The sequence below is a fragment of the Laspinema olomoucense D3b genome, assembly GCF_025370785.1.
Classification (GTDB): Bacteria; Cyanobacteriota; Cyanobacteriia; order Cyanobacteriales; family Laspinemataceae; genus Laspinema; species Laspinema olomoucense.
In genome coordinates, this window is record NZ_JAMXFA010000009.1 from 123,940 (window position 1) to 136,741 (window position 12,802).

10 protein-coding genes are annotated in these 12,802 nt (G+C 48.1%); 3 read left to right on the forward strand and 7 right to left on the reverse strand.

The window, feature by feature from the left end; genetic code table 11:
• Positions 1–200 precede the first annotated feature (200 nt).
• Positions 201–1,841 (forward strand): DUF1565 domain-containing protein, encoded by a 1,641-nt coding sequence (locus tag NG792_RS09075; protein ID WP_261235243.1) that lies wholly within the window; start codon positions 201–203, stop codon positions 1,839–1,841.
• Between the two features lie 80 nt (positions 1,842–1,921).
• On the opposite strand, the gene NG792_RS09080 is transcribed toward NG792_RS09075, so the two are convergent.
• Both NG792_RS09080 and NG792_RS09085 read right to left on the reverse strand, forming a co-directional pair.
• Positions 1,922–2,905, reverse strand: a complete 984-nt coding sequence (locus tag NG792_RS09080; RefSeq protein ID WP_261235244.1) for an aromatic ring-hydroxylating dioxygenase subunit alpha — start codon at positions 2,903–2,905, stop codon at positions 1,922–1,924.
• A gap of 406 nt (positions 2,906–3,311) precedes the next feature.
• Positions 3,312–4,637 (reverse strand): MFS transporter, encoded by a 1,326-nt coding sequence (locus NG792_RS09085; RefSeq protein WP_261200490.1) that lies wholly within the window; start codon positions 4,635–4,637, stop codon positions 3,312–3,314.
• A 503-nt stretch (positions 4,638–5,140) separates the two neighbouring features.
• On the opposite strand from NG792_RS09085, the gene NG792_RS09090 reads away from it, so the two are divergent.
• Complete coding sequence (locus NG792_RS09090) at positions 5,141–7,081, forward strand: CocE/NonD family hydrolase (RefSeq protein ID WP_261235245.1); 1,941 nt, start codon at positions 5,141–5,143, stop codon at positions 7,079–7,081.
• 266 nt (positions 7,082–7,347) lie between these two features.
• On the opposite strand, the gene NG792_RS09095 is transcribed toward NG792_RS09090, so the two are convergent.
• From NG792_RS09095 to pyk, 3 genes are all read right to left on the reverse strand, one after another.
• Positions 7,348–7,575, reverse strand: a complete 228-nt coding sequence (locus tag NG792_RS09095; protein WP_261200488.1) for a hypothetical protein — start codon at positions 7,573–7,575, stop codon at positions 7,348–7,350.
• Positions 7,576–7,805: 230 nt separating this feature from the next.
• Positions 7,806–7,961, reverse strand: coding sequence for a hypothetical protein (locus tag NG792_RS09100; protein WP_261235246.1), 156 nt, complete (start codon positions 7,959–7,961; stop codon positions 7,806–7,808).
• Between the two features lie 48 nt (positions 7,962–8,009).
• Positions 8,010–9,791, reverse strand: a complete 1,782-nt coding sequence (gene pyk, locus NG792_RS09105; protein WP_261235247.1) for a pyruvate kinase — start codon at positions 9,789–9,791, stop codon at positions 8,010–8,012.
• A gap of 307 nt (positions 9,792–10,098) precedes the next feature.
• Between pyk and crtR the strand changes: the two genes are divergently transcribed.
• A complete protein-coding gene (gene crtR, locus NG792_RS09110; RefSeq protein ID WP_261235269.1) occupies positions 10,099–11,004 on the forward strand; it encodes a beta-carotene hydroxylase in 906 nt (301 codons plus the stop codon).
• A gap of 132 nt (positions 11,005–11,136) precedes the next feature.
• Here crtR and aroH read toward each other — a convergent pair whose 3' ends face one another.
• Both aroH and sppA read right to left on the reverse strand, forming a co-directional pair.
• The gene (aroH, locus tag NG792_RS09115) at positions 11,137–11,526 is read right to left on the reverse strand and encodes a chorismate mutase (protein ID WP_261200485.1); all 390 of its coding nucleotides are present in this window, start codon (positions 11,524–11,526) and stop codon (positions 11,137–11,139) included.
• A 143-nt stretch (positions 11,527–11,669) separates the two neighbouring features.
• Positions 11,670–12,485, reverse strand: coding sequence for a signal peptide peptidase SppA (gene sppA / locus NG792_RS09120; protein ID WP_261200484.1), 816 nt, complete (start codon positions 12,483–12,485; stop codon positions 11,670–11,672).
• Positions 12,486–12,802: the final 317 nt, after the last annotated feature.

A 12,802-nucleotide genomic window follows, 5' to 3' on the forward strand; every position in this document is an offset into this window, starting at 1 on the left:
AGTTTTCCTTTATTCTCTGTTTAAATATAAATTCTCCCTAGGATGCTTCCCTAGACTGTCTGCACTTTTGAGGAAAATTGGCGCAATTGTTAGTATAGGAGTCAGTTAAAAGAGTGACCCAATCGGTTTCCCGTACTGGGGAGAGGGTGAGTAGATTGAGAGTGTCAAAAATAAATCGACGTTGGTAGTAACACCCCATTATGAAACGTCAATATTCTACCTCTCAATCTTCCACCGTTATGAACACTAAATCTAAGTCTCGTCGCGCTATCGCCTCTCTTCCCGCCAGTTTAGCTGCCTTATTACTCTGTACAGGTGCTGCAACGGTACTCCCGATCCTGGCACAAGTGAGAAGTGGCCAGATTCCTATCGCTGCTGCCACCAGTAATGTCCTCTATGTCAATCCCCAACTGGGACGGGATACCAATGCCGGAAGCAGTGAAGCAGCAGCGTATCGCACTATCACTTATGCGATGCAAAAAGCTCAAGCAGGTACGGTGATTCAGTTAGCTGCCGGAACTTATAGCAAAGATACCGGCGAATCGTTTCCTCTTCCGGTGAAATCTGGAGTGACCCTGCGCGGAAATAGCAGCAACAAAGGACAAGGGGTGCTGATTATTGGCGGGGGTACTTATCTAAGTCGCACCTTTGCTAGTCAAAATGTCACGGTGAATGCTGCTAATACTAGCACCATTGAAGGGGTAACGATTACGAACCCGAATGCGAGTGGAACTGGGTTATGGATTGAATCGACTAATGCCGTGGTTCGGAATAGCACGTTCAAAAATAGCCGTCGGGATGGGATTTTCGTCACCGGCAATGCTTCACCGAAAATTGAAAATAACGTGTTTATTGAGAATGAAGCAAACGGGATTTCCATCGCCCGGGAAGCAGGCGGTGAAGTTCGCGGGAACCTTTTCCAGGATACAGGATTTGGTCTAGCAGTCGGGGGAACTTCCTCGGTTCTGGTGATTGGGAATACGATTTCCCAGAACGTTGATGGGATAGTGATTTCCAATTCTGCAACTCCTGTCATACGGGAGAATGCGATCGAGGGCAATGAACGGGATGGAATTGTGGTCATCTCTTCGGCACGTCCGGACCTGGGAACGGCATCCAGTGAGGGACAGAACCGCATCCGCAATAACGGACGCCATGCGTTATATAGTGTGTCTTCAGAACTGATTCAGGCGGTGGGGAATGATATCGATCGCGATCGCATTATCGGTTCGATTAACTTTGTTCCCGCCAATGTTCAAATCGCCTTTCAAGATGTAGAAGGACATTGGGCGCAAGCGTATATCACTGCTTTGACGAAACAAGGGATTATTGCCGGATTCCCCGACGGCACATTTAAACCGAACGAACCTGTCACTCGCGCCCAATTTGCGGCGATCGTTACCAAAGCATTTGCACCGGCAGCACAACGGCAGGGAATGGCGTTCCGGGATGTAACCAGCAGTTTCTGGGGTGCCGATGCGATTTCCGTGGCGTACCGAGGCGGATTCCTGGCAGGGTATCCCGAAGGCGTATTCCGTCCTAACCAAGAAATTCCTAAAGTCCAGGCGATCGTTGCCTTAGTCAGTGGATTGGGATTACGCACCAATGATACTGCCTCCCTCTCACGCTACAATGATGCCGCACAAATTCCAGACTATGCCTTGACAGCAGTAGCAGGGGCGACGGAAAATCAACTCGTGGTTAACTATCCCCAAATTGGTCAGTTCAATCCCAATCGGGAAGCAACCCGCGCCGAAGTCGCCGCCTTTGTCTATCAAGCGTTGGTGAATGCTGGCAAAGCAGAAGCGATTCCCTCTCCTTACTTAGTTGCGACTCCATAGGTGGCCCTGGGGTCCTCACCTCACTTTGATTATAATTTCCCCAGAGTTGGGATGCGGCAATGCTGCATCCCGATTCTGATTTATAGGGTACCATAAGTAACGCCTAAGCGTTTGAGCCATTTGCGGTAGGCGATCGCCGATTGATCGCACGCTAAATGCACCTCTGCTGTTAAATCCAGAGGCAACCGTTTGGGACGTTGGGATTCTACAATGGGTATATCCTGCTGAACAACGGTTTCTTGAAACTGCCGCAACTCTTCCTCGGGAATATCCTGTCCGTAATTCATGGCAATCCACATCCACCCTAAACACATCTCTTCCTCTAAGGGAGTAATGGTAAAAAATAATCCTAATTTTCCCCCTTGTGCTGCTTTAGCAAAGGATGCGGTTAAAGGACGCCAGATGTGATAATTGTAAGTAACTTCACCCCCAACGCCAGTTCCATCCGGGTCCGGTTGCCAAACTTTGAGGTTGTTTAAACTGATACCTTCGGCATCGGTTTTCACTTCATAGTCAGAGACTTCCGTATGATTGACATCCCCTAAAAATCCATCATGGACAAAGGGAAAATGTGATACATCAATAAAATTTTCCATTGCCCGCAAGGCACTGGATTCATACCGGAAGGGACCGCATAAAAATTTCCGAAAGTTGGCATCTTCCCACTCTAAAAAAGGCGGTATTTTATCCGAAGATGGCGTTGCTTCGGATTCCCCTAAATTCACCCAAACTAATCCATAGCGTTCCACACAGGAATAGGCTTTAACCCGCATATTTGGAGGGGGTTTGGGGGTAGAATAGGCGGGAATTAAAACACATTGACCCTCGGGATTATAGGCGAGCCCGTGATAGGGACAAACCAGGGTATCCCCGCAAACTTTGCCCGCAGAGAGTCTTGCACCCCGGTGTGGACAAATATCTTGCCATGCCATAATGCGATCGCCCGACTGCCACAGCAGCAGTTCTTCTCCCAATAAGCGCACCGGAGTTATGGTTTCCTCCGGTAAATCACGTACTGCCGCTACGGGATGCCAATCATTCTTTAAAATCGGATCAATGTTCATACTGAGGAAATTACTAACGGTTAAACCAGGGATAAAATTTGAAAGTTTGATGCTTTGAGTATAGCATTTTTAGGCAAAATTTACACATTTTTAGACGGCAACCCACCCATATAAATGCAAGTCTCGAATCGCCTTTATATTGGTGGCCTATGTTAAATATTGCATAACTCCTGTTGAGACCCAATTCGGTTTTTACAATAAAAAACCACACCCTGAAGGGTGGGGCTACACGAACGAAGCCTGCCTACGCAGGCTGAAGAGTAAAGTAGATCTCTAACAACCGAATTTGGTATCAAAATCCGGTCTACATTTGTGTTTTATGTTAAATATTGCCTAAGTCCTCTTGATACCCAATTCGGCTTTTACAATAAAAAACCACACCCTTTAGGGTGCGGGGCCAAGCCATCTAATGCTGACTAAATTCCACCGAATTTCTAGCATCTTTTGCCCGATCCACATCCACACAAGCTAACAAAATAAGTCCAGAAATGAAAAATATAATTACCCCTAAAATAGCGAGACGGTTGCTGCCGGTAATTAAGCCGATCGCCGCAAAAGTTAACGGTCCTAAAATCGCCGAACCTTTGTTAAAAACTGAGTAAAATCCATAGAACTCTGCTGAAGCGTGAATGGGAATCATTCCCCCATAAAACGAGCGGCTGAGGGCTTGAGACCCTCCCTGCACAATGCCGACAATTCCTCCTAGAATAAAATATTCTGTGGCATTGGTCAAAAAATATGCATAAACAATCACAAAACACCAGCCGACTAAACTCAGCATTAAGGCTTTTTTCGCTGTTACTCGTTCTGCCAATTTACTAAAGCTTAATGCCCCAAAAACGCTGACAAATTGAATGAATAATAAAGTGACCATCAAAGTTGTGGTTCCCAGCCCGATTTCTTGTTGTCCATAAATGGTTGCCATCGTCATGACGGTTTGAATACCATTATTGTAGAGCAAGTAGGCAATCAGAAATAATAACAGGTGTTTAAATTGTTTGACCTTGCGGAGGGTAACCACAATTCTGATGAGACCGACTTCGGTATAAGCCCTCCATTTAGGCAAATGTTGATAAGCGGCAGGTAAGGATTCCCCTGGGGGTTCTTCTTTCACATTTAAAAAGGTAATAATGGCAAATCCCCCCCACCATAACCCTGCCATTGCGATCGCCAGTCTGACGGCGAGTTCCTGGGAAATGCCAAGGGCATTATGTCCCGTGACTAATCCCAAAGACAGGGCCAATTGCAGTCCCCCGCCCACATACCCAAAAGCAAACCCTTTCCCTGAGACCCAATCTATCTGTTCATCGGAAGCAATTTGGGGCAGAAAGGCATCATAAAAGATATTAGAACCCACAAAACAAATTTGAGCAATTACAAACAATATCATGGTCTGCAAAATATCCCCAGAACTCGAAAAAACCAGGGCGATCGTCGCTAAACTTCCTCCATAGCAAAATAGCATTAAAAAGCGCTTTTTTGCAGCAGAAAAATCAGAAATTGCTCCTAAAATGGGGGCAAAAATAAACATAACAAAAGCGGAAAAACTAATCATCACTGCCCAAATTGACTCAGCGGTGAAATAGGCCCCGCCTACATTGACTCCCCCTTCAGGAACGACGACGGCGGCAAAGTAAGGCGGCAAGAGGGCAACCAATACCGTGGTAACATAGGCAGAATTCGCCCAGTCATACATCACCCAACCGAATATTTGCTTTTTATTGTTTAACATTTGAACTTCCAGGTAATTTCAGCATCGATTTGGGTATTCCGAGGAAAGCACTTCCTAGGACTTCGGTCCTGTAGAGGGAAGACAACCGGGAGTTTTCACAAACTTTTTACGGTTTAGTAACTAATCTGGGCAAACACTCGGTTTCCTGTCTCCCTAATCTCCTCCTGTACCGCTGCCGTCGGGAGTGAATTTATTTAGTTTATAGCTGACTTGGGACAAGGTGAACAAATTTTCTAGGGACTGACGCGCGGTGGATTCTACCGGAGAGAGAAAAATCTACAGGGTGTGTTGTCGGTGGGATACCTTGTCCATCCCCCAAATTTACTGCATCATTCTAACCCTGCATCCGCTGCGATCGCCTCGAAAGGACATCATTCTCCGGCATTCCATTCCTACCCCTTCCTGCATCAATTTCCCCCTTGAATCCCCCCAAACTTCAGCATCACCAGAATAAAAACTCCAGTTTAAAATAGAAACAGTGCAGTCTATAATAATATTTCTCTATGAACGATCAACGGAGACGGCGTAAACCCCAATGGTATCGCCCCCTCCTTTTGACTCTCTCCCTTATTTTCACCCTACTTTGGGGACTGGAACCTACCGGAGAAACTTGGGCAAAAGTTTCCCCTTTATCTGAGGTAATTGGCGTAGAAAATCTCAATTCATCCCCTTACCCCATCAACCAAGCATTGTATGTAACTATGCGTGATGGCGTCAAAGTTGCCATTGATATTTGGTTGCCACAACAATTAAACCCCGGTGAAAAAATCCCCACCTTGATGCGAATGGACCGCTACTGGCGATCGCTGGGAATTATGGGCTATTTTCCCGAATTTGACCTCAACTATCCCGAGGCAAAACTGGCGAATAATGCCGGTTATGCCTTAGTTTTAGTTGATGCTAGGGGGACGGGTTCCTCCTTCGGAACCCAAATCTATCCTTGGTCCCCAGATGAAATTCAAGACTATGGACAAATCGTCGATTGGATTATTGCCCAACCGTGGTCCAATGGCAAAGTGGGCAGTTATGGAACCTCTTATGCTGGGAATGCCACGGAATTTTTAGGACGATTAAATCATCCAGCAGTCCAAGCGATCGCCCCTCGGTTTAATGACTTTGACCCTTACACTCAACTCGCCTTTCCTGGGGGGATTTTTAATGAATGGTTTGTCCGCCAGTGGAGTGAAAACAATCGCCGATTAGATGCCAACGATGCCAACTTTGTTTGTTTAATGGAACAACTGGAAGGGGCAATTTGTGATGCCCTGAAAGTCGTAATTACGGGGGCAAAACCTGTAGATGCCGATCGCGATGGGACCCTGCAAGCTGAAGCAATCCGCGATCGCACCGCCAACCTGGATGTATATGAAGCCGCCCAAACCATCACCTATCGTGATGATCGCTATGGTACAACCGGCGTAACTCTCCCTGCCTTCAGCCCCTACCGCTTCCAAGAAGAAATTTCCCGTTCCCAAATTCCTATATTTAGTGTCGCCAGTTGGTTAGATGCAGGAACAGCCAATGGTGCACTCAGTCGCTTTCTCACTTATCGCAATCCCCAGAAAGTCGTCATCGGGGCCTGGAATCATGGCGGGACGGAAGATGCGAGTCCCTATCAACCAGCGGACCTGTCTCCGGACCCGCCCCTCTATGAACAAATCGAAGAATTGTTAGAGTTTTTTGATACCTATTTAAAAGAAGATAGCGATCGCCCGCCGATTACCCGAGAAATCCGCTATTACACAATGGTAGAAGACCAATGGAAGACTACCCCAGTTTGGCCGCCTCAAGGCATCGTCTCCCAATCCTGGTATTTCGGCGAGGGCCACAGTTTGACCCAACGGCAACCCCAAACGGAAGCGGGGACCGATGAATATCCGGTGAACTTCCAGGCCACCACCGGCACCCATAACCGTTGGCATACTAAAGCTGGGGGAAAAGATGTGATATATACTAACCGCGCCACCGAAGACAAAAATTTATTAACCTATACAACCACTCCCCTGACCGAAGCGATAGAAATTACCGGACATCCAATTATCACTTTGTATGCCAGTTCTACCGTCAACGATAGTGCTTTCTATGTTTATCTCGAAGATATTAATGAACAGGGAGAAGTGCTATACATAACCGAAGGACAATTGCGATCGCTGCATCGGCAGATTTCTCAAAAGACCCCCCCTTATGCAGTCTTTGGACCCTACCATTCCTTTGAACGACAAGACGGCCAACCTCAAGAACCCGGCGAAGTCATGGAACTGTCCTTTGACTTATTACCCACCTCCGTACTCATTCAGAAAGAACATCGCCTGCGAGTGGCGATCGCCGGTCATGATGCCGACACCTTTGCCCGATACCCCACCCAAGGAAACGCCAACTTAACCCTCCATCGCAACACCATCTATCCCTCCCATATCGACTTACCCGTCATGACCCCAAAATAAAAGCGCGATGGGAATCGCGCCTTTATTGCCCTAATTAGTAGTCTCAAACCGATCTCCTGAATTCCTTCTCACCTGTTTTTACACTTGCGGGTAAAACTTACCCTTCTTATGGAGCCAGCTCACTCCATCTGGATCTTTATCCCGAGTCCAATCACAGAAATTGGGCTTATTTTTTTGGCGGGAAACGCTAGAGGGGTTAATCCCAAAGCGCCTAGCTAATTGCAGTTGGGTGAGAGGAGGAAGAGCCTGACTGGTCGGAATACCAGTCAGGCGACTGATTCCCCCAAGGAGGCCTCCAGCTTGGCAATCCGAGTTTCCATCACCACCAACCGCTTATCGAGAGCAGCTTTGGGTGCTAAAGGCGTATAGCCAACATACTCGGAAATAGCCGATAGCGCTAGGTCCTCTAGGCTAATCCCGTCTGCTTTGGCCTTGGTACTCATGGCATTCATCAAGCTGTTTGACAGATTTAGATTAAACTGCTGTTTGGGCATTGCTGTATCGATATTTAATTTTTAGCAGGCTTACTTATCTATACCTCATATTGGCGCAGTTGCTGTTAATATGCCCCACTTTTTGAGTCTTTTATTGAAAACATCCCCCACGATTATCGTCATCAGTCACCGCTAGTTCAAGGGGTTTTGAATCTCCGACAATCCGATGACGCGCCGCAGTGGGTGCGGAGACGATCGCACATCTTCATCCCGCTGTCAGTCTTACCTGATCACAACCGGGCGATCGTCTCCGTTCCCGCAATCCCCACCGCCTCTTGAATCCCGAAATCATCCGGGCGATCGCGCCTTCTTAAGCGCCACAAATCAAGAAGTCCGCCAACTTTAACCGGCTTCCAAATGAAACCTCCGATTAGCCGACCTTTCACCCCTGCTCCTTCAGACTTCCACCCCTCCCTAAACCCCCTTTCATCAAATCAAGTCGTCAAAACTGCATCCGCTTGGGACATCGCACCGGAGTAAACCAACCCACGCTCCATATCCATCGTTAGAATTGCTCCTTCGCGAATCAACTTCGTGGCATTTTTGACCCCAACAATCACCGGAACGCCTAACCGCAACCCGATCACTGCCGCATGAGAAGTCAAACTATCATCCTCCGTCACAATTCCCGACGCCTTGCGAATCGCATCAATATAATCCGCATTGGTACGCGGGGCCACCAGAATTTCCCCGGGACCAAAATTCCCCACATCCAGGGCCGTCTGAGCCACTCGCGCCCGACCACTCACCGAACCTTGACCCAGACCGATCCCCTTACCGAGGACCGCCGTCACCACTTCCACCTTAACCAGGTCCGTCGAACCCGAAACCCCTTGCAGAGTCCCGGCAGTCATCACCACTAAATCCCCCTCTTGCAGCAGGGTTTTTTCCAGGGCCACATTAATCGCCGCCTGGAACGTTTGTCCCGTAGAAGGTAAATCTAAAACTAACAAGGGTTTAACCCCCCAAACCAATTGCAACTGACGGGCCACATCCACATGAGGGGTCACCGCCAGAATCGGGGTTTGGGGCCGAAACTTCGAGACATTCCGGGCAGTAGCCCCAGATTTGGTCAGGGTCATAATCGCCCCGGCATCCAGTTGTTGGGCAATTTTGACCACCGCTTGACTAATGGCATTAGGAATCGAACGACTGCGATCGTACGCCGAACCCTGACCAATCGTCTGATCATGTTCGATGCGACAGGCAATCCGGGCCATAGTTGCCACCGCCTCAATGGGATGTTTCCCTACAGCCGTTTCATTGGAGAGCATCACCGCATCCGTACCATCTAGGATGGCATTGGCCACGTCAGAAATCTCCGCACGAGTGGCCCGGGGGCTATGCACCATACTGTCTAACATTTGGGTCGCCGTAATCACCGGAATACCCAAACGGTTGCAGGTGGCAATCAGCCGTTTTTGCACAATCGGGACTTCCTCAGCGGGAATTTCTACACCTAGGTCCCCCCGTGCCACCATAATCCCATCGCATAACGGGAGAATGGCTTCCATTTGTTCCACCGCTTCGTGCTTTTCAATTTTGGCAATCACCGGCACGTTTTTGCCACTAGCGGAGATCAGTTCTTTGATTTCGAGAATGTCCTGGGGATTGCGAACAAAGCTCAGGGCCACCCAATCTACCCCTTGATCCAGACCAAAGAGTAAATCTTCTCGGTCTTTTTCCGTGAGGGCCTTGATAGACAGGTAGACACCGGGGAAGTTCACCCCCTTGTTGTTGGAGAGGGTCCCACCGACAACGGTGCGACAGTGGAGTTCCCGAGTCACCCGGTCCACCTTTTCCACTCGCATTTCGACGCGACCATCGTCGAGGAGGATTGTAGCCCCTTCGGGAATTTCATCGGCCAGGGGTGGATAGGTGACGCAGGCCATTTCTTGGTTGCAGGACATGAATTTGCTGGTCAAAATGAACGGGTCCCCTTTTTGCAGGTAAATTGACCCTGACTCAAATTGGCCTAGGCGAATTTTAGGGCCCTGGAGGTCTTGTAAAATTCCCACGGGTTGATTGAGTTCAAACGAGGTCTGTCGGATCAGGCGAATGCTTCGCTGATGATCTTCGTGAGTCCCGTGGGAGAAATTGAGTCGCAGGGTGGTTGCACCCGCTTCAATCAGTTCTCGGAGGATGTCCGGCTGACTGGTAGCGGGGCCTATGGTAGCGACTATTTTGGTTCGACGCAGAAAGTTTCGGAATTGCATGAACGTCCAAGGGGGGGTAGAAGTACGTCCCTAGCTGATGAGGGTAGTGTTTCATCAAAAAATTAGCTGCTAAAGACTCCTACTATAATCCTCGAAAAAGTGGTAGAGATGAAAGCAGTCCGTAGATCGACTACCTTTTTGGTTGTACCCTCAAAGACAGTTGCAGCTAATTGACTATTGAGTCTCGTACCTATAAATAATATTTATAGAAATCCCGAGGGTTAGACTCAGGGATTCACAAAACTTTATATTTAAGAATGCTTATCATACATTTTTTGAGGATCTGTTGAAAGGAGTTACGACGACAATGCCAGAGGCGATGCCGCCCCGAACTGTTCCGAAAGAGTTGCTGGGGCCTCCCGGTGACTTCAATCCGACCCTGCTGATGTTTTTTGGCGCACTTGCCTTGATCGTGATCTCGACTTTGGGATACTGGCGGCTAGACTGGCCTGAATGGTGTTGCTTTTGTACGAATGTTCTGGCCCTGCATTTGGCGGGGACGGTGATTCACGATGCTTCCCATAATGTGGCTCACCGCGATCGCGTCATGAATGCCATCTTAGGTCATGGCAGCGCCTTGATGCTGGGATTTGCCTTCCCTGTGTTTACTCGGGTTCATCATCAGCATCACGCCCATGTCAATGACCCAGAAAATGACCCGGACCACTTTGTTTCTACCGGAGGTCCCTTATGGCTGATTGCGGCGCGGTTTTTTTACCACGAGATCTTTTTCTTTAAACGGCGACTGTGGCGAAAATATGAGCTGTTGGAATGGTTTTTGAGCCGCTTGTTTGTAGCGACTATTGTCTATGTGGCTTGCCAATATGACTCTTTGGGCTACATTCTCAATTTTTGGTTTTCTCCGGCTTTAGTGGTGGGGTTGGCCCTGGGATTGTTTTTTGATTATCTGCCCCATCGCCCTTTTACAGAACGCGATCGCTGGAAAAATGCCCGAATTTATGCCAGCCCCATTCTCAATATCCTCATTTTGGGACAGAATTACCATCTGATTCACCATCTCTGGCCCTCGATTCCCTGGTACTATTACCAGCGAGCTTATCGAGAAACCCGCCCCCTTTTAGAAGCCAAAGGATCGCCCCTGTCTCTGGGAATTTTCCAGGGAAAGGATTTTTGGAGTTTCCTGTACGATGTGGTTCTGGGGATTCGGTTTCATCACCGTCATCGAGGCGATCGCAAACTCGAAAAAGTTTAAAACAATCGCCCCTCATACCGGATCCAGGAGATAGGGGCTGTTCTTGGCTCCTATTCTGGGCCTTGGAGGGGCGATCGCTTACGGGCTTTTTTTGTACTCTTGGACCCCCGCTCTAGTTTCCATCTGTCCCCTTCACCATTCCCCAACGGAGGTAAAACTCAAGTCCGGTCTAAGATTTTTCGCATGACGCAGATAGGGATGATAAATCTCTGTATGGGCTGAGGCAACGTTGACATGAATCAAAAATCGAATACATCGCTCTAAATCTCCCTGAACGTACATATGCTGCACATCCAACAACTGGACATTTTCCCAGTGGGGTCGTTGACGGGCGATCGCTGCTGGGAAAATCGCATCCAAATCCCGCGTCACTGAAAAAGTCGCACTAATAATTAACTCGGGATCCAGCTTATTTCGGGCTTCTAATTCGTCAAGCAGTTCATTCACCGCCTCTCGAATCGCCTCAATGGTATTGTCTGAGGCCGTAATTGCTCCACGAATTGCCTTAACTGTCCACTCCACGCCAAAAATCCTCCTTTTCTAGTTTGTCATTGGTCACTGGTCATTGGTCTTATGTCGTTGGTCACTGGTCTTATGTCGTTGGTCTTATGTCGTTGGTCCCTTGACAAATGACAAATGACAACTGACAAATGACAACTGACCCCTTATGGTCGATACAACCAAAGGGGCTGTCCATGATGAGAAAGCTCAAATTCACACCAATCGATCCCGGCTAAGATACCCGTCGAACCCAGGGTGCTTGCCAGCAAACGATTTAAGAGCGGTTTGCGGTCCTCCAAGGTGTAACACTCGGTTTTTTTGGGGTCAAGACCCGCGAGTTCTGCGGCCCAGATTCGGGCATCTTCCTCGGTCCCTAATCGGTCTACGACTCCTAATTCCACTGCTTGTTCTCCCGTAAAAATCCGCCCATCGGCAAAACTTTTTACCTGATCTACACTCAGGGATCGTTCATCGGCAATGGTTTGGACGAACTGGAGATAACTGGTATCGATCATCTCTTGGAGTATTTCTTGTTCCGGTGGCGTCAGTTCCCGGTCAAAACTCAAAATGTCTTTGTAAGGTCCCGATTTAATCACTTGGAAGGAAACGCCGACTTTTTCGAGCAGTCGTTCTAAGTTATTTCCCCGGAGAATCACCCCAATGCTTCCTGTAATCGTACCCGGATTCGCGACGATATGCGGAGCACCCATGCCGATGTAAACCCCACCGGATGCGGAAATATTTCCAAAACTAGCGACGATTTTTACCGTTTGGCTCAGTCGTTTCAGGGCTTTGTAAATTTCTTGGGAGTCCCCGACGGTCCCGCCAGGGCTATCAATTCGTAATAGTAAGGCTGGAAATTTTCTCTCTTCTATGGTTTTGAGGGCGGCAAGCACCGTTTTACGGGTGGTCCCGTTAATGGCACCGTTAATTTCAATACGAGCAATTTTTTTGCGAAATTTCTGAAAAGGCCAAATCATAGTTTAGTAGCACGAAGCAAGATAAATCAGTTGAACGGGAAAATAAACTGCCAAAGGGAGTCCGGTCAGAATTCAGGATGCCTGTCTTTAGTCAGGGTTCTGTGTCGTCTTGGCACTTCAATTTATAGTTTGCCTTATCTTTGAGTTCCCCATTAAAGATTGACATTTAACTTAATTTGTGCATAAAGTCCAGCCCGTCGGGCTGCCCCTTGGTACTTTAACGGGGGGTTGGTTTTGTTTCAAATTTGTAACAAAACTACATAATTTGCTACAATCCCCTTATAAAAGTAATTTTTGCGCCCGATAGTTCGATGGCC